The organism is Paenibacillus silvae, assembly GCF_014639235.1.
GTDB lineage: Bacteria > Bacillota > Bacilli > Paenibacillales > Paenibacillaceae > Paenibacillus > Paenibacillus silvae.
This window is the reverse complement of record NZ_BMFU01000001.1, coordinates 568,275-594,622: the sequence shown is the minus strand read 5'-3', so window position 1 is coordinate 594,622 and position 26,348 is coordinate 568,275. Positions and strand designations below refer to the sequence as shown.

Annotated in this window: 19 protein-coding genes; 11 read left to right on the top strand and 8 right to left on the bottom strand. The window is 46.9% G+C overall.

The genetic code is table 11. The features are described 5' to 3' along the window. Positions 1 to 252: 252 nt before the first annotated feature. The 3 genes from IEW26_RS02640 to rpsD all read right to left on the bottom strand — a co-directional run bounded on the left by IEW26_RS02640 (position 253) and on the right by rpsD (position 6,492). Positions 253 to 3,354, bottom strand: a complete 3,102-nt coding sequence (locus IEW26_RS02640; RefSeq protein ID WP_188591182.1) for a transglycosylase domain-containing protein — start codon at positions 3,352 to 3,354, stop codon at positions 253 to 255. Positions 3,355 to 3,602: 248 nt separating this feature from the next. Then, positions 3,603 to 5,708, bottom strand: a complete 2,106-nt coding sequence (locus IEW26_RS02635) for a methyl-accepting chemotaxis protein (protein WP_188591181.1) — start codon at positions 5,706 to 5,708, stop codon at positions 3,603 to 3,605. 184 nt (positions 5,709 to 5,892) lie between these two features. Then, a complete protein-coding gene (rpsD, locus tag IEW26_RS02630) occupies positions 5,893 to 6,492 on the bottom strand; it encodes a 30S ribosomal protein S4 (RefSeq protein ID WP_111271078.1) in 600 nt (199 codons plus the stop codon). Positions 6,493 to 6,955: 463 nt separating this feature from the next. On the opposite strand from rpsD, the gene IEW26_RS02625 reads away from it, so the two are divergent. The 4 genes from IEW26_RS02625 to IEW26_RS02610 all read left to right on the top strand — a co-directional run bounded on the left by IEW26_RS02625 (position 6,956) and on the right by IEW26_RS02610 (position 11,474). Further along, on the top strand, positions 6,956 to 8,947 hold the full coding sequence (locus tag IEW26_RS02625) for a sensor domain-containing diguanylate cyclase (RefSeq protein WP_188591180.1): 1,992 nt from the start codon (positions 6,956 to 6,958) through the stop codon (positions 8,945 to 8,947). A gap of 102 nt (positions 8,948 to 9,049) precedes the next feature. Beyond that, positions 9,050 to 9,907: a hypothetical protein gene (locus tag IEW26_RS02620; protein WP_188591179.1), complete on the top strand. Its 858-nt coding sequence runs from the start codon at positions 9,050 to 9,052 to the stop codon at positions 9,905 to 9,907. 110 nt (positions 9,908 to 10,017) lie between these two features. Further along, a complete protein-coding gene (locus IEW26_RS02615) occupies positions 10,018 to 11,133 on the top strand; it encodes an aminopeptidase (protein WP_145404006.1) in 1,116 nt (371 codons plus the stop codon). Positions 11,134 to 11,228: 95 nt separating this feature from the next. Beyond that, positions 11,229 to 11,474, top strand: coding sequence for an HPr family phosphocarrier protein (locus tag IEW26_RS02610; protein WP_090923662.1), 246 nt, complete (start codon positions 11,229 to 11,231; stop codon positions 11,472 to 11,474). A gap of 315 nt (positions 11,475 to 11,789) precedes the next feature. Here IEW26_RS02610 and IEW26_RS02605 read toward each other — a convergent pair whose 3' ends face one another. Further along, entirely contained in the window at positions 11,790 to 14,510 is a 2,721-nt protein-coding gene (locus IEW26_RS02605) for an endonuclease (RefSeq protein WP_188591178.1), read from the bottom strand. Beyond that, positions 14,507 to 15,334, bottom strand: coding sequence for a M12 family metallopeptidase (locus tag IEW26_RS02600; protein WP_229729618.1), 828 nt, complete (start codon positions 15,332 to 15,334; stop codon positions 14,507 to 14,509). Before IEW26_RS02600 ends, IEW26_RS02605 begins: the two co-directional genes overlap by 4 nt. Before the next feature lie 1,056 nt (positions 15,335 to 16,390). Between IEW26_RS02600 and IEW26_RS02595 the strand changes: the two genes are divergently transcribed. Further along, complete coding sequence (locus IEW26_RS02595) at positions 16,391 to 16,684, top strand: Fpa/YlaN family protein (RefSeq protein WP_111271074.1); 294 nt, start codon at positions 16,391 to 16,393, stop codon at positions 16,682 to 16,684. Positions 16,685 to 16,876: 192 nt separating this feature from the next. Here the strand turns inward: IEW26_RS02595 and cax are convergent, their stop codons facing one another. Further along, the gene (gene cax, locus IEW26_RS02590) at positions 16,877 to 17,947 is read right to left on the bottom strand and encodes a calcium/proton exchanger (protein WP_188591177.1); all 1,071 of its coding nucleotides are present in this window, start codon (positions 17,945 to 17,947) and stop codon (positions 16,877 to 16,879) included. Positions 17,948 to 18,131: 184 nt separating this feature from the next. On the opposite strand from cax, the gene IEW26_RS02585 reads away from it, so the two are divergent. Then, positions 18,132 to 18,494 (top strand): Asp23/Gls24 family envelope stress response protein, encoded by a 363-nt coding sequence (locus IEW26_RS02585; protein ID WP_145404004.1) that lies wholly within the window; start codon positions 18,132 to 18,134, stop codon positions 18,492 to 18,494. Positions 18,495 to 18,560: 66 nt separating this feature from the next. Here IEW26_RS02585 and ftsW read toward each other — a convergent pair whose 3' ends face one another. Both ftsW and IEW26_RS02575 read right to left on the bottom strand, forming a co-directional pair. After that, positions 18,561 to 19,847, bottom strand: a complete 1,287-nt coding sequence (ftsW, locus tag IEW26_RS02580) for a putative lipid II flippase FtsW (protein ID WP_188591176.1) — start codon at positions 19,845 to 19,847, stop codon at positions 18,561 to 18,563. Positions 19,848 to 19,859: 12 nt separating this feature from the next. Next, positions 19,860 to 20,207, bottom strand: coding sequence for a YugN family protein (locus IEW26_RS02575; RefSeq protein ID WP_090923657.1), 348 nt, complete (start codon positions 20,205 to 20,207; stop codon positions 19,860 to 19,862). A 209-nt stretch (positions 20,208 to 20,416) separates the two neighbouring features. Here IEW26_RS02575 and IEW26_RS02570 point away from each other — a divergent pair, with 209 nt between their 5' ends. The 5 genes from IEW26_RS02570 (at position 20,417) to IEW26_RS02550 (ending at position 26,215) form a co-directional block, all read left to right on the top strand. Further along, positions 20,417 to 21,589 (top strand): M20 metallopeptidase family protein, encoded by a 1,173-nt coding sequence (locus IEW26_RS02570; protein WP_188591175.1) that lies wholly within the window; start codon positions 20,417 to 20,419, stop codon positions 21,587 to 21,589. 106 nt (positions 21,590 to 21,695) lie between these two features. After that, positions 21,696 to 23,417 carry a DNA repair helicase XPB gene (locus IEW26_RS02565; RefSeq protein ID WP_188591174.1) on the top strand — a complete coding sequence of 574 codons (1,722 nt, stop codon included), beginning with the start codon at positions 21,696 to 21,698 and terminating at the stop codon, positions 23,415 to 23,417. A gap of 25 nt (positions 23,418 to 23,442) precedes the next feature. After that, entirely contained in the window at positions 23,443 to 25,254 is a 1,812-nt protein-coding gene (locus IEW26_RS02560; protein WP_188591173.1) for a hypothetical protein, read from the top strand. Between the two features lie 158 nt (positions 25,255 to 25,412). Then, the gene (locus IEW26_RS02555; RefSeq protein ID WP_111271068.1) at positions 25,413 to 25,850 is read left to right on the top strand and encodes a YlbF/YmcA family competence regulator; all 438 of its coding nucleotides are present in this window, start codon (positions 25,413 to 25,415) and stop codon (positions 25,848 to 25,850) included. Between the two features lie 101 nt (positions 25,851 to 25,951). Then, on the top strand, positions 25,952 to 26,215 hold the full coding sequence (locus tag IEW26_RS02550; RefSeq protein ID WP_056696929.1) for a YlbG family protein: 264 nt from the start codon (positions 25,952 to 25,954) through the stop codon (positions 26,213 to 26,215). Positions 26,216 to 26,348: the final 133 nt, after the last annotated feature.

Sequence of the window (26,348 nt, the reverse complement as noted above, 5' to 3'; positions counted from 1 at the left end):
ATGCGTATAGCGTGAACCAGGCTTCTTTGCACGTTGTTGAAGAGAAGCGGTAACTAAACTAACTAAACTAACTAAACTAACTAAACTAACTAACGGTTAACGAAGGTATTGCGTATCATGTGACGACGCACAAAACATAAACAAGCATGCTTACACCTTTTATAACCGAACAAGCCGCATGTCCAGTGTACTTAACTCACTGGACATGCGGCTTGTTTACTGTGGATATGAGGACTCAGAGAGACCGTCATATCAAGGCTGATAATGTACCGCTACGGAAGCGTCCGATTCGCCAACACTGTTGATGGCAGATACTTTGAACCAGCCGCTGGTGGATGAGGGCACACCATAATCCATACTTGTACCGGAGGTTGTTCCGATTTTGGTGTAAGCTCCAGAACCTGTCTCACTGTAATAGACAGCGTAACTTTGTACCTTGTCTGCTTCCGGATTGGATGACCATTGAATCCGAAGGCCTTGGGAGAGCGCAGAGACACCGACTTGACCTGGTGTGCCTGGAACGGTTGTTGGGGCGTTGTCATTCACTGCCTCTCCTGGTGTTACCACAGTGCCCGGGACTTCAATTGGCTCCTTATCTTCATTCGCAGGCGGAGTAACACCTGCACTGCTCACAATTGCACTTGGTGCGGATTCCTTGCCTGCAACGTCTACCGCAGTGACATAGAATGCAAAGTTGCCGCTTAATGTTGCGTAAGCAGAGAACGATCTGGACTCACCTGTCAGCACGACCTGGCCCTGATTTTGGAAGCCTGCACCATTGACTGAGCGATAGAGGCGATAACCAACGACATCACTTTCAGGTGTAGCATTAAATGTGATCGTTGCACGCTCTCCCGAGATGGAGAGACGCACGTTGCCAGGTGCATCAGGTGCTTTGCCGTTATCGCTACGCGGATCAACCTCTGTCGGCAGATCAGCACCAGCATCTTCTGGCAGGTAGTAGGCCAGTGACTCGTGACGGCTCATTCGTTTAAAAGCATTTTGCAATTCTTTAATGAGATCCGAGATTGGCTTTTTGCGTTTGATGACCGTTTTTTCTCTCAGCATATCATCTGGTGTTTCATCTCGAGGGATGTAATTAACACCATTGTACGTAATATATTTTGCTTTAGCGACAGCATCATCGCTCTCCTTCGGAATAAATTTGCTGTTGAAAATGTCAGTAACAAATTTATCAGTCAGCGATGTAGGCAGCTTGCCGCTGTATGCAGATACCGTCCGGGTTTCGATGCCTGACGGTTTTTTGAATGAATTCGTCACGAAAAGATCCTTCTGTGTTTCCACGACTTCATTCATGATTTTTGTCCAGAGCTGCTGAGCGCGTTTGCGTTGTGACTTGGTTTCCAGTGTGTTAATCGGCTGTTTATAACCGACCCATACACCGAGCGTAACATCTGGCGTGTAACCTTCAAACCAGACATCCGCATAGTTTTGAGTGGAGCCTGTTTTACCTACAATCGGTACACTTGATCTGTACTTGTAGTTTTCCCGCACTTTATCGGCTGTACCTTCAGTGATGACGGTACGCAGCATATCTGTCATCAGATAGGCTGTTTGCTCCGAAAACGCCTGCACAGGCTCGCGATCATGCTGATATACGATATTACCCTTGGAATCAACAATTTTGCTGATCATGTAAGAATCGTTGTATACGCCTTTATTGGCGATCGCACCATAGGCACTTGTCAGCTCTTCAACCGTTACACCGTATTGAAGTCCGCCAAGAACACCCGTCTGTGCCTGATAATCCTGCTTCTGAATCGTCGTAATTCCAAGCTTTTTCGCAAAAGCCCAGGCTTTGTCGATTCCAACTTCCTCATTGAAAAGTTTTAGGGCTGGAATGTTCAGCGAGTAATTCAATGCTCTGCGGGCTGTTACCAGACCTTGGTAGCGGTTGTTAGCATTTTTGGCAATATGGTAGCCGCTAGAGCCGTCTTTAAGGATGATTGGTGAATCATCAATAATGGAGGCGGGTTGAATAAGACCTTCCTCCAGAGCTGGCAAGTAGGCAGCAATCGGCTTCATTGTTGAACCTGGCTGACGGACCATCTGTGTTGCATAGTTCATCTGCTCGTCTTTGAAGCTGCGACCTTCAATCATGCCCAGAATAGCACCTGTTTTGTGATTAATGAGCATGGCTGCAGTCTGCTCTTTTCCCTTGACAGGATCATCTGCAGAGAAATTGCTGTCATCCTCGGCAATCGTACGCATCGTTTTGTAAATATTTTTGTTAATCGTTGTATAGACACGATACCCGCCAGTACGCAGCTGGGATTGCGCTTCCTCCAGCAATGCGCTGTTCTCCTTGCTGTTTGTTTCTGCGTCTGTACTTTTGCCACTAGCCTTTGTTTTGTTCTCGCTCAGCTGCTGCATCAAAATCTGCGCTGCCTGACGTTCCGTTTCCATCATAAGGTATGGATAAGTGTTATAAGCTTTAACGGTTTTCGGCGCGAGCGAACTTTTGATATCAAAGGCAAGAGCATCACTGTATTCAGATTGCGAGATTTTGCCCAGTTCAAGCATTCGGCGAAGAACGAGACGCTGACGATTGATGGCGCGATCAAACTTTTCCTCTACAAAATCCCCTTTACCATTAAAGGCGGAGTAGGAAGAGGGCGACTGAGGTAATCCAACCAGATAAGCAGCTTGAGCGATGTTTATTTTTTCGAGATCATTGATATTAAACAGTCCCTTGGCTGCTGCTTTGATTCCATATACGTTGTAACCGCTTGAACCATTACCGAAAGGTACTTTGTTCAGGTAGGCTGTCATGATCTCGTCCTTGGTCAGAAAACGTTCCAGTCGGAGAGATAACAAAATTTCCTTCACTTTACGATCTTCTGTACGATCCAGATTCAGAAATACACGTCTTGCTAATTGCTGTGTAAGTGTACTGCCGCCTGTTTGTACTGATTCTTTCAGCACTTTCTGCTTCACGGCACGGAGCGTTCCGCTCATGTCTACACCTTTATGTTCGTAAAAATGATTGTCTTCAATCGAAACCACGGCATCAATAACCTTTTGTGGAATCTGGTCTAAGGTGACCGGACGCCGGTCTTCTTCCGTACGCAGTTGACCAATCGGACTGCCGTCGGAAAAATAAGCAAAGCCTGTGATGGAGTTTTCGCTGACTTTTTGTTCAATCAGGGCCCTGGAACGCACGGGTTCGTCTTTAACGATGGAACTGACGTAACCCATCAGAGCACCGCCCACGAACAGTACGCCCATTAATCCAAGCACAGCCATCCATAGAACGAAGCTGCCCAGTCTGCGAGCAAAGCTACGCTTGCGTACAGGCTGCTCTTCAGGCTTTTTCTTAGTAACATCACCCATTCAGTGTCTTCCTCCTTTTAACAGCACTTATTATAGCATAAAAAGGTCCGTTTGCATGCCTGAGAAATACAAGTATTGGTCGAAATTTGCCAATCTGGCATGGATTATGCTATATAGCATGTGATATCGGGGGACATTTCATGAGTTGAAAAACAAAGGAAAAAGGCTGTCACTGCATGAGAGCAGGACAGCTTCGGAGAGATACGAGTTCCCATTTATTTCAGAAAAATATTACATTAAAGCTGTCATTACGTTCTGAAACGCTGGATGAGTTCCAGCAGCTCCTGAGTGAGATGTGCCAGAGCAGCAGAGGCGGCAGTGATTTCCTCCATAGATGCCAGCTGCTTCTCGGAAGCGGAAGCCACCTGATTGGCATGGTCGGCCGTTTCATGACCGATCACTTTAAGTTGTTCTAGAGAGGAGTCGACTTGCTGCGATTCGTCTGACATCTGCTTGGCGATAGTGGAAACTTGCTCAATCTGCTCGTTCACGTCTGCAATCTGGGAGGAGATGGATAAGAAAAGCTCACCGCTCTCGTTCATTACCTCTGCGATGTGAGTTACTTCAGCACTTCCCGTTTCCATATTGTCCACAATAGCTCGAACCTCATGCTGCACCGATTGGATCAACGCTGCAATGTCGGAGGCCGATTGATTGGACTGTTCAGCAAGCTTGCGAATCTCGGCAGCGACTACGCCGAATCCGCGTCCGTGTTCACCTGCACGCGAAGCTTCTATAGAAGCATTAAGTGCAAGCAGATTGGTTTGACGACTGACTTCCGTAATCATACCTGTAATTCGTCCAATTTCCTCCGAGCGCTGCTGGAAATGCTCCAGCGCGGTCATGGAGGACTGGACAGAAGAATTCGCGCGTTCAACCATATCCATAGCTGCCTTCATCTTGTCAGTACCAGAAGAAGTTTGTTCTGTGACCGATCTGGAGGCCTGGCTTACCTCGGCAGCGGCATCTGCTATCTTTCCGATCCCTGTGGAGATTTCATTCATCGAGCGGGAGGAATGCTGCAGCTCTTCGACCTGCTTCTCAGCCTTTTTGGATACCTCGAGTCCGGTGAGTGCCATCTGCTCGGCAGCTTTGCTTGTATCTTCCGCACCGGCTGTCAGTTGCTGTGAAGTTGAACCTACAGATAAGGCATGCTCGGAAATAACGGAGATCGTATGACGCAGCGTAGTCATCATGTCATTCATATGAACAGCCATAACTCCGAATTCATCCTTCGATCTTACAGGTAATTTTTGCGTCAGATCTCCACCTGCCAGCTGCCCGGCAACCACATTTACACGGTTTAATTGCTTCACAATGGAGAGGATGGTATACGTCACAACGCCGGCAAGCAGAAGCACTGCGATTATAGCGATAATGACAGACCACTTCAGGCTTTCGTAGAACGGCTTCAGAATGACATCTTTGGGCAAGGCGGATACCAGAAACCAGCTTGATTCAAGTCCAGGCATTTTCGCCGGCTCAGCGATAAACAAATCTGGCTTGGCATTGTCAATTGAACTGTAGAATCCAGACTCGCCTGCTGTAATACGCTGAATAACGGCTTGAGTATCCGCTGAGACCTGAGCGTTTTCCTTGACAAGCTCGGGCCTGGAGCCGTGGGCTGCAATGCGCCCGCCGCTGGTAATCAACATCGCATATCCTTGGTCAGGGTTAAGGGCTGAGATATTTTGCTGGAAGCGATCAATTGTAAAATCAACTCCGATGATGCCCAGGAATGTATTATTCTCGTCCAGGAGCGGAAGAACAATAGAGACGAGAGAGATTTCTTTGCCCGCTACCTTGTAGGTTGTCGGTTCAGTCCAGTACAATGCTTTGGTGGCTTTGGGCTGCTGATAATATTTACTTGTGTCACCTGTTCCTTCGTAGGTGGTCAACGGCTCGTAATGTAACGAGTTACCATCTCGCACGATATAAGGAATAAATCGTCCGGTCGCATCATCATACTTGCTTTTGTTGACATGCTCGGCGTCTTTGCCGTCAAAGGCATTTGGCTCAAAGCCCGTATAAATCCCGAACACCTTGTCATCCTTCTTCAGATGCTCCTCCAAAATACGGACGATATCTTCACGGCTCATCGACCCGTTTTTAGCGGCATCAACGATGGTTGTACCCAGGCTGTCCAAGGAGCTTCTTAACTGATTGATATCGCCCATAAAATCATTTACTGCTGTATTTGCGGATTGTGCCGCAACAGACTCGCCGTATTGCAGGCTTTTGTCATAGATGGCTTTGGTGTTAAAAGCGATTAACGCACCGATCGAACAGAGGAGTACCATCCCAAGCAGCACACCAAGCTTTACCCCCAGTTTAATATTTCTCAAAAATTGCATATGCAGCCCCCCATGATGTCTTTATGAACTGTTTTCTAAAGATCAATCTGTATTTATGTTTAATGATAATATCGTTATGTAAAGGTTAATAATGAAGATACGCTATGAAAAAACAAAAAAAAGACACAAAAAAACAACTGCCGAGAAGTTCTCAAGCAGTTGTCTTTGTGTTGTGGTGCAACGATTAACGGTTGTAGAACTCGACGATTTGTTTTTCATCGATGTCTTGGGACAATTCAGCACGCTCAGGCAAGCGGATGAATTTACCTTCTACAGCTGCTTCGTTGTATTCAACGTATGCTGGAAGATGCGTACGGTTTTCCAAAGCTTCCTTAACGGAAGACAAACCGCGGCTTCTTTCACGCAAGCCGATTACATCGCCAGGGCTTACTTGGTAAGAAGCGATATCGACTTTTTTGCCGTTTACAGTTACGTGACCGTGTGCTACCAATTGACGCGCTCCAGCGCGGGAGTTAGCAAAGCCAAGACGGTAAACGAGGTTGTCAAGGCGGCACTCAAGCAAGAACATGAAGTTCTCACCGGCAATACCTTGCATTTTTTGCGCTTTGGAGAACAATGTGCGGAATTGTTTTTCACCCAAACCGTACATGTGGCGCAATTTTTGTTTTTCTTGCAACTGCATACCGTAGTTGCTCATTTTTCTGCGTTGGTTAGCTCCGTGCTGACCTGGAGGGAAAGGGCGTTTCAATTCTTTGCCTGTTCCGCTCAGGGAAATGCCGAGGCGACGGCTCAATTTAAATTTAGGACCAGTGTAACGTGCCATGTTTAAAGTAGCTCCTTTTTAGTTAAAGTTCATATAGGGCTCTGTTTGCGCTCCAATTTGTTGATGCGGGCTTGGCCTCGCATAGAACAATCAGGAAAGTTCAGCCGCTGTCCTGAAAGCAACAAAAAGAATGAGGGTGACACAACCGGTAACGCCCAAATTTAAAGACACCGAAGTAGTCTTCATCAACAATTTATTCTACCTTCTGTAAGCGTCAAAGTCAAGCAATAGATAAAGTCAGAAAATAGTCTAAATTTGTCGATAGGTCATTGGGCCTAAAATAATGGGACAATTTTCTGAAATATGGATGCAAAAAAGCTTTAAACAGAGTAAAATAGATGGTATCTTAACTTTAAACAATCTTGTGTACCAAGGTTTTGCGATTGTTTTGCAGATTTGCGATAGCTAAATGCAGATTAATGCATCCACCCGGATGCAAAAACGGTGCAAAGGAGCGCCTGACATGTTGGAACATCTAAGAAGTATACCTGCCAGCCTGAACTCGCGAAGTGCGGGCGATTCCACATCGTTTAATGTGTCGCCATCTCATGATGATCACGCGTTGTGGATGCAAAAAATGGACATTACCCCTTTTGATTTTTCATATTTAAGCAGTTTGTTGGGGCAAGCGTACAAGGATTGGACAAGCCAGCTGCATACCCCGCTGGACAGGGCGTTTACTGTATACAGTGTATGGAACACAGAAGGTGAGTGCGTCGGGCAGGACCCCGGTCAGGAGTTCGACCCAGCCATCAATGTACGTTTGCTGGCTTTGGAATGTGCAGAGAAGAAAAGTACGCTGTCCCGAAGCGGGACCAGCATACAAGGAGACTATCTGCTTATTGCCGAGCCGTTATTTTCGAGAACAAATAGAGATTTGTTTGCCGTGTTCATTGCTCTTGTTTTTGAAACCAGCTTATCCGAAACTTCAGAAGCTGTAGTTCGATCTGAGGCATTGCACTATCGTACTTGCTTTTACCGAAGATTCGAATACATATTTATGACGGATTTGCTGCATGCACACGAACAAACAGCACGCGAGGAGCACCGGAGATCTATTCTTTTTCAGATTGTACAGCGGATGCACGACAAGATGGATGTTGGGGCTATACTAGACGAGGTTTTTGTAAGTATGGATTATCTCTATCCTTCAGCGAACATTATGTTGTATATGTCTCAGGATCAAAGGAATTTTAATCCAAGAATCAAGCCTTTGCTTGTACAGGAGCGCGGAGAGGACATTTGCGTGCGATCCTTTATGGAGGGCAAGCTAATCGTATCCCGATCTGAAGGAATGGAGAGGCGTATCATTGAAGTGGGCTTGCCGCTGAAAGGCAAACAAGGCATCTATGGTGTTTTTCACATCGAGATGAATGAGGAATTGATAGAGGATTCCGATCTGCAGCTCATTGCAATGATGGCGGATACGGCCGGGACTGCTTTTGAGAATGCTAAGTTGCATGAACAGTCCCACATGCTCATCCAGGAACTTCGTGTAATCAATGATCTCACACAACGTCTCAACAAAAGTTTGCAATTGATGGAGATTTATCAATTTTCCGGGCAAGAGCTCAAGCATACGTTTCAAGCTGATTTTTGCTGCATTTTGCGCTTGAATGACAGTACGAACCGATTTGAGGTCATGTCCACCAATGTTAAAGAAATCAGTCATAAAACGTATCCGGTGGACTCCGGCATTGCTGGTTATATGTATCAGACGGAAGAGCCGTTAATCATATCCGATTATACGCAATTTGACAAAGTCACCTCCAGCTTTATGGAGCTTACTGGCGCTATGTCTTTGATTGCAGCTCCAATCCGTGTAGATGGTCAGGTGAAGAGTGCAATTTTGCTGGCCCATGAACGGGAGCATTTTTTCTCATATGACAATTATCGCCTGCTTCAGATGTTATCCATTCATCTCGGCCTGGCAATAACCAATGCGACCTTGCATGCAGAAGTACGACGTCTGGCTAATCTGGATATGTTAACAGGACTGTACGTAAGACACTATCTGGATAACATCATTCACGAGCGTCAGGCTCATGATTACTGCGGTTCATTGGTTGTCGTTGATATTGACCAGTTCAAACAGGTGAATGATACCTTCGGTCACCAGACTGGAGATCAGGTATTGAAGCAAGTGAGTGATATTGTCACCAGTTCGGTTCGGCCTGAGGATATATGTGCAAGGTGGGGTGGGGAGGAGCTGGCCATCTACATGCCGCAGATCGGAATTCATCAGGCGCTGGCTTATGCTGAGCTGATTCGTACACGAGTGGAGGCTGAAACCCGGCCGTCTGTGACGGTGTCGAGTGGTATTGCGGAATGGAATTGGATGGACGAGAGAGTAAGTGTGGAGTCCCTGTTTTACCGTGCAGATATGGCACTGTACAGTGCGAAGAACGGGGGACGAAATCGAATTGTTATCGAAGAGCAGGAAGCCACACGTTAAGAGAGCTATTCCCGTTGCGGAGTCGGCTCTCTTTTTTTTGTAAGTATAAGTGTATACGGTGGGGGCAATCTATGGAGAAAATGACCGAAAGGTGGATTGCATATGCTGAGCCGTGAGTCGATGCGGACTTTGTTGTTAACCTTGTGTGTTATGCTGGCAGTCGTTCCGGGTTGTGGCATACTCCAGCGGGATCGGACACCGGAAGAGATCTTTGCTTTGGCCTTATCAGGCATAGCGGGGAAGGAGACGATGACGTTTGAAGGGGAAGCAGGACTACGACGAGAAAACAGTGCAATGTTTGAAAATCAGTTCAAATTCCAAGGAAAGCTGGAGGAGCATGACCGGCTGACGCTGCAGACCCGTTTGCCTGGCTCGGTAGCTGCAGCAGGTTCAGGCATCTCCATGAATGCAGTTAACCATAACGGACAACCAGGCGGCTTCAGTGCTTCGTATGAGCGGAAAAGAGGACAATGGACTGCCTTGGCAGCGGAGCATGAGCCATTGCGTGGATCACTATCCCGTTTTAATCCTATTGCTCAACTGGAGCAGATTGATACGATGAAAAAAACAATTCAATCCGAATATGGATCGGGGCGCCAAACGCGAATATTACGCATTGAACTTGCGCCAGAGGACGCCAAAGCCTGGGCAGCAAGTCAGCTGACCGACGAGATGGATGCCATTCGGACAGAGTATATGCATAAGGCGGCCCAGGTAAAAGGTGCAAATCAGGGAAAACTGGAGGAGGAGCTGCAGAAGGTGTGGCAGCAGGGAGAGACTTCCATGCAGAAGATGTTCGAGAAGGCGGAGGTTCATACGGTGTACCACCTTACAGTTGATCGTAAAACAAGCTTGCCCATGCGCCTTTCTTCGGAAAGTCAGATGAAGTATAAAGATAACAGCAACCGAAATAATGTGGAGGCCCTGGTCACCGATGTCAATTTCAAATCATATCAATAAATTAAAACCTGTGACTGCCTGCTGACGGGATGCCTGGTGCGTGCTACAATAGTAACGTAATTTACCGTTGTTCAATTCATTGAATGGCAGATGACAGGAGGATTTATCATATGAAGGACCCTAGAATTCAGAAGCTTGCAGCAAACCTGGTCGGTTATTCTGTTGATGTACAGCCCGGTGAAAATGTATTGGTTGAGATGATTGGATCAGAGCGTGATCTGATGAATGCCATTATTGAGGAAGTGGGCAAAAAAGGCGGTAACGTTTTCGTGCAATTGACGGATCGAACGGTTCAACGTGCGATGCTCAAACATGCTACAGAAGAGATGATGAAAACGTGGGCAGAGATTGATCTGAACCGTATGAAACAAATGCAGTGTTACATCGGTATTCGTGCCGGAGAGAATGTAAACGATCTGTCCGATGTACCGGAAGAAAAGATGAAGCTGTACAATGCTCTATACTCTCATCCGGTACATAGCGAGCAACGTGTCAAACATACGAAATGGGTGGTGCTTCGTTATCCGAACGCAAGCATGGCACAACTCGCCAATACAAGCACAGAAGCATTTGAAGACTTTTACTTTGACGTATGCAACCTGGATTATGCGAAAATGGATAAAGCACAGGATTCACTTGCGAGTCTCATGAAACGCACGGACAAAGTGCGGATTACAGGACCGGGAACAGATCTGAGCTTCTCGATCAAAGACATTGGTGCAGAGAAATGCTCCGGGCAAAAAAATATCCCGGATGGCGAGGTGTACAGCGCGCCTGTTCGCGATTCCGTGAACGGTACGATCAGTTATAATACCCCAACGCTGTATAACGGGATTACGTTCGAGAATATTAAATTTACGTTCAAGGATGGTAAAATTGTTGAGGCATCCAGCAATGATACGAAACGTCTGAATGAAATTCTGGATTCGGATGAAGGCGCGCGCCATATCGGTGAGTTCGCTATCGGATTCAACCCGCACATTTTGCACCCGATGAAGGATATTTTGTTTGATGAAAAAATTGCAGGTAGCCTGCACTTTACGCCTGGTCAGGCATATGAAGAAACAGATAACGGAAACCGTTCATCCATTCACTGGGATCTCGTATTAATTCAGCGCCCGGACTACGGCGGTGGGGAGATTTATTTTGATGATGTGCTGATTCGTAAAGATGGCATTTTCGTCATCCCTGAGCTGGAATGTTTGAATCCGGACCAGTTGAAATAGGAGCTGCATTTTGCAGTTGCTAGGAAAGCGGATTCACGGTATCATGTAGTGGTAATTAATAGATGATACTAAAGTGAAAAGACGGAGGGATTCCTATGTCGAGTAATAATGCGGCTGTAGTAGAAATTGCTCAAACAGCAGGCAAGTTTACTTCTTCAATCGTGCTTCATTCAGAGAACAAGTATATCGATGTAAAAAGTATTTTGGGTTTGTTTACAACACTGATCAGCACACACAGCTATGAGCTGCACGTTCATGGCCCGGATGCTGATGAGGCGAAGGCGGCAATGTCCGAAGTATTTGCCAAGCATGGCCTGAATGTTAACATCGCTTCGGAATAACAGCCTGTAAGAAACACTATTGCCTTTGGGCATATAAAGTGCGCCCCCTAGATAGACATTGGAGACCCTTTGGGATTAGCTGATGAAAATCATGGGGGTGCATTTTTGTATAGCTATTTAAGGTAAATAATCAGGGGATGGCTTTACTAAAGAATAAAAACAGAACTAAACAAACAAACGCCGGTATGTACCGACGTTCGTTTGCCTGCAGATTTTTACAATGTCTACCAGTTAGGGGCTTGATCAAAGATTGAAAAGGGGGGGCATGAAAACTTCAAAGATGTGTTGTTGCTTTAATTAATCGGTTTCTGTGGATTACTCGTCAAAGACAATTTGACCGGCGAGAGCCGGGAAGTCTATCAACGGATTACGGTTACCCTGGAGTTGATAAATAGCTTGATTTCGGTGCTTCTCAAAAAGGCTGACTGGATGTCTTTTGTGCCAGTCGAGTAGCAAATTGAGATCTACATGTTTGTTTTGCTGCTGAATCTTGCCAGGGTAACGCAGGAGGAAGTAGAGGACTGCTCTTGCCGCCTCGCCTTTTCCGCTTTCCGGTTCAAAGCGTTCCACTCCGCCGCGTTTGCCGCATTCGTTGCGGATCGTTTCCTTGTAAGCTTCTGGATTATAGTCCTCAAAATCATAGTAAGGAATATTGCTTCTGTAACTATTACACTCTTTTTCGCATATAAACAGATGGTGCAGGTCACCCTTCATGGGTTCTTTTTTATTGAACCAGGATTGAGGAACCACATGCTCCACATTGAAGCCGAATCTTTCCTCCAGCATTTCCAGCAGACCATTCTCTTGATCCTTCTCGTGAAGCTGCAGAGATTCGAGGAACCGGCTTCTTAATTGCTCTGTCTCGTAGTCCTCCCGAATCAGTGCTTCGGCGTCTAGGTTCTTGCCTGAATACAGACTATGCAGGTTGCCATTCTCCCGGAGATCCACCCACGAATAGAGCTGTTGACGGCTGGACGAATAGGAGAAAATGTTCGTGTGTGTGTCAAGCAGCAACTGGTGAAGTTGACGGAACAGCTGGCTGCCGCTGCTTTGAAGATTTATAGAGCGGTAGTAGTTTACCGTATCTATCCGATCCTTTTCCGCATCGTAATAGCTACGAGCCTCTTCCAGCCGAAATTTGTTCTGGGTGAGCTTCAGCAATGACTTTTCCAGTGAACTGGCTTCGTTTCTTACAATGCTCGGAACAAGAGCGGGGTGATGTGCAGCCTTCTCAGTTGGACCATCCTTGTATACTATCCGCAGAACCAACGGAACATGGTCCGAAAATTTCTTGGCATAACCCGCCAGTGTTTTGTCAGAACGGACAATAGCAACATCATCCTTTTTTACTCCATCGCTAATAATTCCTGTTTTGGTATCGCTGGTAACGACAATGTGATCAATTAAAGAACAGGGTGGTTTAATATAGGAGATATGCCCCGCCACAGCATCATCATGGGTTAAAGTCAATACGGAAGGGGAATTCATAATAGGTTTCAAGGACGTGCTGCCTGCATCATCGTTGAAGTCCCCGCCCAGAATAATCGGTATGTTCTTGAATTCATCCGTTTGCTTTAAATCCTCAATGATGACTGCCAGTGTCTCGGCTGCCAAGGTTCTTCTTGACGTGCTGGATTGGTCACGCATGGCCTTCAGATGAATTACAATCATCAGAAATTGAATATCCATCCCCTCCTCCCGGACCGTACAGAGTGCAAACAACGGCTCCCGTTTATCGGGGAATGCTGGTTTATCGTTCACTCTGGAGGCTAAAAGCTTACTATATTTGCGGTTGATATCACTCCGCAGCTCCACTTGGGTAGTAGTTGTGTCATATAGAACAGCCAAATCCTGTGCGCTTCCCGCATCAAGATACACGTAATCCATAGAAGCGCCTTTTGTTTTTAATTCCTTCACCAGCCTGTCTAGAGCCTTGTCCTCCACCTCCACCATTCCGAGAACATCCATAGACATATTGGCGACAAATCCAGCCACATCCTTGATTCTTTGATCCCTCACACTGGCGTTGAAATGTTCTATATTCCAAAAGCCAATATCCGCAAAACGTTTGTCTCCCTTATAAGAAGGAATTTCGATCTCTGCAAAATCGCGGGAATTCTCGACCAAGCCCTCCACATCATAAAAGCCGAGATAAGGAGAGGTGCCCTCCAGCTTTTGCGTAATCCGAGCAGCGGTGCTGTCTCCGGCTTGAGTCAATGCAACCAACCTGGCCACAATAGCGGAAATCCGAATTCCTTCGTTAACTGCCTCAGTCTCAGCTTTGTTCGTATACCAGCCTGCATGATGAAGGGCAACCAGCTCCCACTGATTGTTAAATACGGCCGCACCAGATGAGCCGGGCTCCGTATCTGTTATATAGTGTATTACTTTGTCATAGACGTAGCTGACCGTGTTATCCTGCAAGGCAATTTCTTTCATTCGTCCACTGGGGTGCTGGATTATGTTTACATATTCTCCCCTTGTGATAGTTGTCGGGCTTCTCAGCAGCTTGACCGGCTTCAATGCTTCAATACCGGTGGTTTCGCAGGCCACAATTGTAAAATCCAATTCTTCCATGGGAGAGGTAATGAACAGATCCTCAGGCTTTAGTTTCAGTTTAAGCGTAGTTCCATTTTCTTCATAGCCGAACTCCACGAAGCTGTTCTTGGCCTCCTCCGCACTCTGAACTACATGATGGTTGGTCATGATAATGCCCTGATCGATGAGAAAGCCGGTGCCAAGACCGGAGGGGGTAAGAACGCGGCATACAGCCTTAGCCCTCTCGACTCCCTTGTTGAGAAAATCGATAGGCAGCAGATTGCTGTCCTTATGGATTTTCTCAATAATCTGCTGTTCCGTTTCTCTTCTAAGTTGCTCATTATCTGCCCAAGCCTCTTCGTCGGGAGTAACATGAAGGATGGATATAGCGCGACGTTTAACTAGATCGCGGTAATCCTCCGGCGACAAGGGAGCCGTATTGCTAACAGCGAATTGGCTACCGACCAGCGACAGAGTCCGCTCCTTGGTGATGATCATTTGGATCCACCTCCAGTGAAGACATGGGCGGCTTTGCTGCCTGCTCCGGTGCCCGCAAGTACAGGTTCTGCCTCCGTCCGGTTTCCATCTGGATACATCTGTGAGATAAACTGCTTGTCTTGATCAGACAGGCGGGAGTTCATAGCAACCTCGAAATCATCCATGGTTTGAGAATTGGGGATAGGGTAAACCATAATGGATTTTGGATCAAAAGGGGTCGCAAAGGCTTCAGACAAAGTGTATTTGAAAAATAGATTCGCATCAATTTGTTCCTTCGTCCAATAATTTGGTTTTCCCATATAGTAGTCATACACTGCTTGCTTGTTCCATTTAATATTTGATAACGGGCTGGAATGCTCATGAGGACAGCCTAGGGCATGTCCGAATTCGTGAATAACGGTGCGGGAATATTCCTCCTGCGATGTGTTGCGGGTAAACCAGCCGAAGTTCATTGTAGGTTCATTTTTCGGTCTGGCCAGGCAGTCTGTGCCGAGAAAAGACCACGAGCCGACATGCTTGAACGAAATTCGGATTTCCGCGTTCGGGTCCTTCACAAAGGAGAAATGAATATTTGCATATTTCTCCCACTCGCGAGCATGTCTCTCCACATTAGCCTGTATAACGGGATCACCATCCATAAAGGAAACCTTAATCGTTCTGCCGGGTTTCCAACGCTTTCCCTTTATCATGGCTAATTCCTTGTTATCTGAGCTATCCTTTGGCATATTATCCGGGTTTTCCTCCACGGCCAGACGGTTCGCCTCTGCTTGCAGCTCTGGCGGCAGAATGGCGAGCATACATGAATGCTTCTCTTGGTTAGTCATATTTCAATACACTCCTTATTTTGGTTTGTTGTTCAAGTGTGTACAGGCTCCGTCAGAGGAACCTCTGAGGCGGCTAAACAAAGCTCTGTCATTGCAGCGCCATCTCTGATAATGAGCCGCATCTCTTGATAGGGGGCGAATTACTTGCAGAACTCAAAAGTGAGGCTGAATATCTTGTGCTCTGAACGGTCCTGCCAATGACGGCTGTAGGCATAATTCCGATTGGTGCCACTGGTATAGTAGAGCTTGGCCGGTTTCTTCACGGTTTAGGAATTGCCACGCACAGCCTTCAAGAACTCATTAAGCGGCTAACCTACGTTCCGATTGTTCATCCTGGGGGGCCTGAATGGAGTCCGCATTCAAACCATATTACACGTCTTAGAACAGCTGAAAACTGTATAACTCGTGTCGCCTTAATTTTTGAACGGTGGCGGTAAATCCAAATTGTAGCTTCTCTAATTCATGCAGTTGCTCCTGAGAAGTTGCATGAATGGACGCTTGTCAAGTTTTAATTAAATTCCTTCCTTCTTAGTAGGGATAACGTTACGGAGGTATTATATGTACTTTAACTGAAAATATAATGTTAAAAATATACAAAATTATAATTTAATAATTTTATGGGTTTTGTTATTTTTATAAAGATTAATTGAATTAAGCCTAGAAAAAATTCACAAAAACAAAATAATATATTACATAACCTAGGATTGTAATATGAAATTTGATATCTTCTAGTCCTGTCTGACTGATGTAGAATAAAAGTTAACTACAAGAACCAATTACATAAGAACATCTTGACGATATCGAACGCTGTAAGCTAAATATCCTTCGGGCTGCTTCAAGAGTGTTTCTCGAAAGATTTGGCTTTCGCTGGGAAAGGACCCAGAGCGCAATGTATATTCGGAGTAGTTAAAATTAAAGTTCGAGGAATGAGCCGAGGCGAACCTCATAGCTTGTGTGCTTATTTTGGTCAGGTTCTTGTATTAGCTCATCATTTCGTCTAATATTAGATGTAGAACGTCTTTACGCGATTTTTGGGACATAGGGGGGAAATGATGCATGACTTCATCTGATCTGCAGGACCAGCTGAACCTGAAAGCAATCAGTCTTCTTCAAGAAGATGCAGATAAAATACAGAAGCTTATCGAAGTACAGATGGAGAATCTGGCTACCCGCTACTGCCCTCTCTATGAGGAAGTATTGGATACACAGATGTATGGGTTCTCCAAGGAAGTGGATTTTGCTGTTCGTGCAGGGCTCCTTCCAGAAGGTACAGGGAAGCAGATGGTTAGCGCGCTTGAACGGAATCTGGCCATTTTATATGAAGCACTGAACAAAAAGAATGAGCAATAGCCTGCGTCGTGCGGGTCAGTATAGAAGGCATGCACATGTTCGTTGCATGCTTTTTTTGTATGAGATAAAAGGATGATGTGAATTCAAAAAAGGCATCTATCAGGAATGAGTTTCCCATAGATGCCTTTTTTGAGTAGTGTCAGCTCAAGATGTTCATATGAGACAGTGCGGTGGAACAGGGCATCTGTCCAATTACACAAGGAAGAAGGAGACGCCCAGAATGATATAAACGACCAGCAGCAGCAAGCCTTCGTACCAGTTGGTGGAGCCGTCCTGTGTAATCGACTTGGCTATAAACACAGACACGCCGATCGCAACCAGCTCAATGGTGGTAAACACGATGTCCATCGTGCGCCCGGTAAAGTAACTGACAAAGATAAGCACAGGGGCGACAAACAAGGCGATTTGCAAGCTGCTGCCTACCGCAATTTCCACCGCTGCCCCGATTTTATTTTTCATTGCAAGCATGATAGCGGCGCTATGCTCAGCTGCATTCCCGATAATTGCCACAAGGAATGCACCGACAAACAACTCGCTCAGGCCAAACTCGGAAGTGAATACTTCCAGTGTGCCAACGAGCCATTCGCTGACAAAAGCAACCATCACCGTTGCGATGACGAGATACAGGATGGATTTTTTCTTTGACCACTCCGGCGCATGCTCATGAGGCAGTTCCTCAGCATTATCGTCAGTTACATCTGCAAGGTAGCTTTTATGCGTAACCATGGAGAACAGCAGCCAGGCGATATAAGCGGCAATGAGCAATCCCGCAACGATGAGACTGAGTGTATCCGTGTCCCGCTGTGTGATGGAGTGCGTGTTCAGGAAGACAGCCGGAACAAACAGGGCGATGATGGCAACAATCATCAAGGAGCCGTTCAGGCCTGCAAGGGATACGTTATAGTTCTGAATTTTAAACTTCAGACCACCGGCGAAAATACTTAGTCCAAGCACCAGCAGCAGGTTCCCGATGATTGATCCGGTCAGACTGGCCTTGACCATGTCGAACAGACCCTCTTTGACAAGGAAAATGGCGATGATTAGCTCAGCCGCGTTGCCAAATGTAGCATTCAAAAAACCACCCAGCCGCTGTCCGGCATAATGGGCAACATTCTCGGTAGCCTTGCCTAAAAAGCCGGCGACAAAAATAACCGAAATGGCAGATAAAACGAATTGCAGAATCGAATCCCATTTCATGTAGTGGGCGATGGCGCTGAGTACAAAAAATGCAATCAGCAAATAGGATGAAATCCGGTTTCTCACAAAAAAACACCTCGGTTATGTACTTATTTTGTTTGAAAAATGACGTAACGTACCTATGCGATTAATTTCATATTTCAATATAACCAAATGGTGGCAGGTTGTAAACGCATCTTTTTCAGTTAAATTTGCTTTTTGGGGTGGAAACGATTTAAAATACGAGTAACGAAGTGAAGGAGGATGTGGCATGGCAGAACAACTTCAATTGGAGAGCGGAAGCATCCGGATTGCCGATGACGTGGTTGCGAAAATTGCTGGAATGGCTGCAATGGAAACGCCTGGAATCGCCGCAATGTCTGGAGGTTTGTCAGAGGGCTGGGCGAAGCGTCTCAGTGGTAAAAACGTGCAGAAGGGCGTGAGCGTTGAGGTCGGCCAGCTCGAAGCAGCCATTGATCTGCGCATCATCGTCCTGTACGAAACCCCGATTCATGAAGTTTCACGTATGCTTCAACAGAATGTGAGAGAAGCGGTAGAGACGATGACCGGATTACGTGTCGTTGAAGTCAATGTTAAGGTCGAAGGTGTATCTTTCCGAGGCGACGACCTGTAAAAGATGACCCTATAAAAAAGACTCTGCATCAACTGATGCAAAGTCTTTTTTTATGCTTATCCAGCCTTATCGAACCCGGCGAATAGAGTCCCGGGAACGAAGTGCGGGAGATGTGCGGGTTTGAACCGTCACCGATTTGGTTTTTTCTTCTTTGATGGCTTCAAGGTTGTTCGTGCGTGAGATGCTCAGCACAATTCCCATCGCGACCATCATGACGAAGAGTGACGTTCCCCCATAACTGATAAACGGAAGTGTAACCCCTGTTACAGGGATCGTTTGAGTGACCCCACCGATATTGATGAAGGCCTGGATCGCGATCAGTCCCATAATGCCTATACCCACCAGTGTACCAAACGGATCAGGACACCGCAGCGAGACAATGATTCCCCGCCAGATAAAATACAAATATACCAGCAGGAACAGGGCACTGCCAATAAAGCCGAGCTCCTCTCCGATTACAGAGAAAATAAAGTCATTATAGGCGTTAGGCAAATAATGCAGCTTCATGGTGCCTTGTCCAAGTCCCGAGCCTGTAACACCGCCGTCCCCAATAGCTACAAGAGAGCGGTAGAGGTTAAGACTTCCACCGTTAATATCGGACAATGGATCAAGGAAAGCCTGAATCCGGCCGATTTTGTAGTTCTGTTCGGCTGTTACTGTTGTTGCGGAATCCAGTGCGGGAGCGCTTGAAGACATGGAGGAGAACAGGACATTTGCGCCAAAGGCAAGACCTCCACCAAGCACTACGAGCAGAATGGAGCCCATAATGTGTTTCATGCTGGCCCCACCGGCATAAATAACAAGACCGCAGGTGGACACCAGGATGAAGCAGGTACCGAAGTCAGGCTGCAGCATGATCAAACCTGCGATAAAGCCAACGATAATTAAGACGGGGAAATAACCGGTTTTGAAATCTCGGAACCGTTCCCCTTTTTTGGTGATCAATGCAGCCAAATAAAGAATGATAGCGATTTTTGCAAATTCTGCAGGCTGTAGACTGAATCCGAACAGATGAATCCAGCTTTTTGCACCGTTCAGCACTTTTCCTGTAATCAGTACGAGCAGCAGCAGCGCCGTGGTGAACAGGAAAAAGGGAGCATACAGCTTTTTGTACTTGTTAAAGCGGATGTTCATGGCAAAAAACATACCAAACAGACCGATAATCGCCCACATAAGTTGTTTTTTCGTGAAGTAAAGGGCATCGTTGTTAAAACTTTTGCTTGCAATTGCAATGCTGGAACTGGAGCTGAATACCATCACCAGTCCAAAGCCCACCAACAATAAAGTGAGGATTAGCAGTTGAAAATCCGGCGTGCCTCTCTTCGTTCTCGTCTGGGCCTTTTGTTGTTTCATAGCATGGCCCGCCTAAGCTTCGAGCAGTTCTTTGAGCTGCTGTAGTTTTTGGGTCGCCAGCTTCACGACTGGCTGCGGAACGGAAGAGTCGTAATCAAGTCCATGCGGAAAAGTGGCTTTGCCGAGATAAACGGCTTCAACGGCCAGAACCGTATCAGGTTTCTCAAGCTTGCCTTCTACCGCGCGCGTATTAATGCGTACAAAGTATTCTGAGTTAGTTTGTTCGTCTTCGATTTTGTAGTCATATGTAGCACGGTAATATTCCCACTGCCACCGGACAAATCCGACTTTCTCGGCGCTCTCATCCAGGTATGCCAAGTCGCTTTTCAAGCCATCCAAGCCTGTGTTCTCAAAAATCATAAGCGTTTGATCCTCCTCATAAGCTTCCGAGTATATTTCTCTTATGTTACTCTAGTTTATGATAGTATGTTTCACCTTCCCGTGCAAGCTTTCCAAAGGCCTTTCGTATCGGATTTCATGCAATTCTGCTACAATATACTGCAACAGGTTTGAAGAGGAAGGTTAGCGGCTGTGAAAAGTGCCGTTAATGATCGAAAGGATGGGGTTACATGACAACGAATATATGGTGGGAAGATCTGCAGATCCACATGGTGGAATGGCGGCGTCACCTTCATCGCAATCCTGAAGTTTCCTTTCATGAGGAGAAAACATCCTCTTTTGTGGCAGATATGCTGGAGAGCTTTGGTATTGAGGTTCAACGACATGTAGGCGGTCATGGAGTGATTGGTGTACTGCGTGGAGACAGGCCAGGGCCTGTTGTAATGTTGCGAGCGGATATGGATGCACTGCCTATTCAGGACGAGAAAAATGTAGCATATGCTTCTCAGCAGGCTGGGGCTATGCATGCATGTGGTCATGATGGGCATATTTCCATGCTGCTTGGAACGGCGCTATATTTCAGCCGTCACAGGCAGGAGGTGCAGGGAGAAATTCGCTTTCTGTTCCAGCCGGCTGAGGAACTGCTTCCAGGCGGTGCTGTTCAAGTGATCGCAGACGGAGCGCTGGAAGGGGTAGACGTTATCTACGGAATCCATCTGTGGACGCCAATTCCTGTAGGGGTGGTTGCAAGCACAGCAGGACCAATGATGGCGGCGGCCGATGACTTTTATATTGATATCAAAGGTAAAGGCGGTCACGGCGGGATGCCTCAAGCTACAGTAGATAGTGTAGTCGCTGGCTCTGCCCTTGTCATGCAGCTGCAGACGGTAGTCAGCCGCTCGGTTGATCCGTTACGCCCGGCTGTGCTGACGATTGGTACGATGCAAGCGGGCTCGGCGCAGAATGTTATTGCCGAACAGTGCAAATTGAGCGGCACGGTGCGGACCTTTGATGAAGAGACTCGAAACGCAATGAAGGAACGTGTGCTTGCGATGGTAGCGCAGACTGGGGCTGCTTATGGTGCAGAGACTCAGGTGAAATACATTATGGGCTACCCTCCTGTTGTGAATGATGAGCGAGAGACAGCGCGGTTCTTCCGCGAGGCTGAAGCGACATTCGGTGCGGATCGGGTTCAGAACTCTCCTATGCTGATGCCGGCAGAAGACTTTGCGTATTATTTGCAAAAGGTTCCGGGGTGCTTCATGTTTGTCGGCGCAGGCAATGCAGAGAAAAATGCAGTGTATCCACATCATCACCCGATGTTTGATTTTGACGAGGACGCCATGCAGACAGGTGTTAAGCTGTTTGTGTCCATGGTTAAAGGTTACGCAGCCGAATTTTAAACCTTATAGTTGGGCATCCTGAACATACCGAGGTATGGACAGGGTGCTTATTTTTGTTTTGGAAGAACAGAGATATATTAGCAGATGGTGAGGGAGGGAGAGAAAAGTGAAGACGTTTAATCCTTCAGGTGCCTGTATTGTTCAGCGGGATTTCACGTTGCTGCTTGAGACGGGACATGCTGAATATGAAGCGGCGAGAGCACAGATCTCCATGTATGCCGAGCTTGTAAAAACACCTTCAGCCTTTCACACCTATCGTATTACCCCGTTGTCCCTGTGGAATGCGGCAGCACTAGGCTGGCCGTCAGAGCAAGTCATCGCCAGTCTGGAGCAGGTGTCACGCTGGAGTGTGCCTTCGGCGCTCATGCAGGACGTGCGGAGAATTATGGACCAGTATGGCAAATTAAAGCTGTATGCTGAGCCGGATCATGTCCGCATGCGTTTGGTTAGTGAAGATGAACAGCTGCTGGATGAGCTGAACGAGATAAGGTCGATTGCAGCATTTCGTATGGAACGGGTCAATCCCCATGAACTTCTGCTATCAGGGGAAAAACGCGGATTGCTGAAGCAGGAGCTGACACGTCTTGGTTATCCGGTGCTGGACTATGCAGGTTATCGGAAAGGCAGTGAGCTTTCATTTGGCTGGCGTTCTGATGCGGAGTTATCCACGGAAGGTACATTCCAAAGGAGAGAACGAGATGGTGGCTTTGCGCTGCGTCCATATCAGGAAAAAGCGGTGCATGCTTTTACAGGCGGCGAAGGCATCGGAGGCAGCGGGCTGCTCGTGCTTCCCTGCGGGGCAGGCAAAACGGTTATTGGCATAGCCGTACTGGAACGTCTGCAATGCGAATGCCTTATTTTAACGTCCAATACGACATCTGTCCGGCAGTGGATGCAGGAAATTCAGGATAAAACAACGATTACCGCCGAGCAAATCGGGGAGTATTCCGGTCAGAAGAAACAGGTGAAGTCGGTGACAGTTGCAACGTATCAAATTTTGACTCATCGCAAGTCAAAGGATGCGGAGTTCAGCCATATTCACCTTTTGCAGGAGCGAAAGTGGGGGCTGATCATCTATGACGAGGTGCATCTGCTGCCGGCTCCGGTATTTCGGGCTACAGCCGACATTCAGGCAACGCGTCGTTTAGGGCTGACGGCAACACTTGTGCGGGAAGACGGATGTGAACAGGATGTGTTCTCGCTAATTGGGCCCAAATTATACGATATGCCATGGAAAGAGCTGGAGCAGGAAGGGTGGATTGCCGAGGTGAAGTGTCAGGAGGTCAGGGTCCCGTTGTCGCCTGAATTAAGATCGACCTATGCGCAAGCCGAGGGCAAGCATAAGTTTCGGCTTGCAGCCGAAAATCCTGCCAAAATCAATGTTGTGAAACGTTTGCTTGAACGTCATGCCAACGCACCAACAATTGTCATTGGTCAATACCTCGACCAGTTGGAGATGATTGCCCGGGAAATTGATGCTCCGCTTATCTCAGGCTCGATGTCCCAGCAGGAGCGAATCAAGTGGTTCTCTGCCTTTCGTCAAGGCGATATACGCACGATTGTTGTATCCAAGGTTGCCAATTTTGCTGTTGATTTGCCGGATGCAGCGGTTGCACTTGAGATTTCGGGGAGCTTTGGATCAAGGCAGGAAGAGGCTCAGCGGCTAGGCCGCATTTTGCGTCCCAAGGCAGAGGAGAATAAAGCCTTTTTCTATGCGCTTGTTTCTGAAAACAGCAAGGAACAGGAGTTCGCACTTCATCGCCAGATGTTTCTGGTGGAGCAGGGGTACGAATATGCGATTGTGCAGGAATCAGATGTAATCCATTAAACGCTCAGAGGAGGAGGAACATGTGATGTCTGATTTAGAATATGAGATGGAGCAGGAAGCCCCAACGAGAGAAGAGTACGGTCTGGAATCATGGGCTGCGCTTGGAAAAGCAGAGCGGCGGGTACTAGGTTTGCTTTTTCACAAACATGCGGGTCAAAGCTTTTCTTCTCTTCTGCCTCCTGAAGTGTGGGCCAAGGAAGGTTTAAGCGGGGCGGAAGCCAACCAGGCCTTTGCCATGCTTCGGCGTAAACGGTGGATTAGCTCGGTTCACAAAAGCTGGGGCGAATGCACGTATTATATCCCGCAAAGACATCTCATCGTGCTGACACTGGTCTGTACTGATCATGCCAATCCTATGGTTGAAGCGATGAATGAACCTGTTATGCGAGTAATATGTGAGGCTAAGCCGCATGTAGCGGCAGAGCTGCTTCATCTGGTCGCCTGGATCGAGAGGGAGGCATTACCTCTCACGTCCAAAGGCATAATACATAAAAGAAGTGTGCAGAAGTTAAGCACATTAACGATTTTATCTTCTGCTGATTTTGAAGACCTGAATATTGCTTATGAGCATGCTGATTTATATCCTGTACATGTCGTTATCCTGCTGGATATGCTGCTTTGCCTGAATTTGGTGCAGCAGGCGGATAATGAATTTGAGATAAGACAAGAGCAGTTGCAGCAATGGATCTCGCTGCCATGGTCAGAGATGCATCGGGAGATTTTCCAAGTGTGCATGGACCGATATGGAGGCTCAGAGCCGATAATGCAGCATTTTCGTTATCAGCTTGCCTTGTTAACACGGGGGTTGAATGAATGGTATCGAATTAGTAATGAGCAGGACCATCCAAAAATCAAGAGCTGGCTGATGGCTTTAGCGGGCTGGGGGTTTGGCGAGGTTGGAGAGACGGCAGATGGAGCGCTGGCGTTTCGCTGGCTGATGAATCCGGCTGAGCTTATGGGTATCCGAAGATCAACTCGGAGCGTTGAAGCGGATGTTGCGCGGCATCATACTCAGGTAGAGGTCGAGGAAGCATCCGCGAGAGTGTATGTGCAGCCTGATTTTGAGGTGATGGTCCCCCCTGATGTGTCTCCTGGAGTCTGTTGGGGGCTGGAGCATTACTGTGAACGAATGATACGTGATCAGATGTCGATCTATCGGCTGTGTAAAGAGCGGGTTGAGAAGGCCGAATCAATAGCAGGGGGACAGGAGAGACAGTCGGCAGTTCAATTTCTGGAGAAATATAGTTATGGCAGTTTGCCAGAGCATGTGATGGGTGCCTTGAAGGATTGGACAAGAAATTGGGAAGCACAGATGATGAAACAAACCCAAAAACAAACACAAACACAGACGCAGATGGAGAATCAGAACACTGTCAGTCTCGTTAAAGAAGTGGGATCGAATTTGATCCATAAGTCGCCTTCTTTTGTTTATCGTTCTGCTGCGCAAGGTTTACTTCAAGGACGTATGAAGACAGGCATGGCAGCAGGTCGAAATGCCGATTTGCTTCATATGGGCGGGGTTCAGCAGGATGAACCTGCCTGGTCCTTGAGAAAAGCGGATGTACCCGAGACATGGCACAGGGAATGGAGGAAGTATCATATGTCCACGGCGCGTCAGATTGCACTGCAGGCCATCGAATGGCAAGTGAAGCTCGGCGTACGAAAAGGAGAGAATACGTTCGTCCTCATTCCTCAGCACGTTAAGGGACATGAGCACTGGACACTTGAGGCCTGGTGCCTTCTGGACAATGGAGAATCGGTATGCACGACAGAATGGCGAACATTTACACCTGAAGGCTGGGATACAATGCGTCTTATTCTGCCAGAACATGTCTAAAGCTAAGGCTTTACGCGATAAAATGAAACCAAAACCGAATTTTGAATACTTTCTCACTTGCAATTACAGGAAAAACTCTTCTTAACCTTTCATGGATATGCTATGATGAAGGAGTCTACGTTAAGTAGAACTTTATATATAGATAGGATGAATAATTCATGAGCGTAGCGGAAATAAACACGGTCGATATGGCCCAAGTGTTAACGGGCGCATATGAACTGGGTGACATGATTAACCAATCTGCCGAAGTATCGGATTATTTATATTGGAAGCAGCAAGTGGAGACAAGTCCCGAGATTCAGGAGGGCATCCGCAGGCTGAATGCCAAGAAAGAATTGTTTGAGGAAACACAGCGGTTTGGCCACTTTCACCCAGACTATCATGCAGCGAAGGATCAGGTAAAAGCGCTGGAAAAGGAACTGGAGTCCTTTGAAGCAGTAGCGCGGTTCAAGCAAGCGGAGCGAACATTGGACGAGATGCTGTTTCAGATGTCGGAGACGATTGCCTTCGCCGTATCCTCCACCATTAAAGTACCGAGTAATGACCCAAATCCCAAAGGTGGCTGCGGAAGCGGCGGCAAATGTGGATGCAGCTAATCGCTGCCAAATGATCAGATTTATGAATGATTAGATTTACATTGTGAAGGACCGGGCCTTTCGAGGGCCGGTCTCCATTTATAGAAGGGCGGGGAACGATGATGTTTGCGGAAAGAACTGGATTCATTATTTGGGTTAGTGATTTGAAAGCGGCCCGCAATCTCGAAAAATATGGAACCGTGCATTATATCTCCCGCCGTATGCATTATGTTGTCATGTATGTTAATGCAGAACGAGCTGAGGATACGATGAAAAATGTAAAGCGGCTTTCCTATGTGCGCAAAATCGAGCGCTCTTATCGCAACGAGATCAAAACCGAGTATGCCAGCAAAACGATGGACAAAACAAGCTATTACGGAATATAGCACGAAACGCAGGAGGGGCCCGGTGGGTCGCTCTTTTCTTAAACGCGGTATAAATAGAATTTTATGAAAAAAGTTAAACTTACGCCTTGAGGTTGCGGGACTTATGTTGTAATATATTTGGTAATAAATAGAT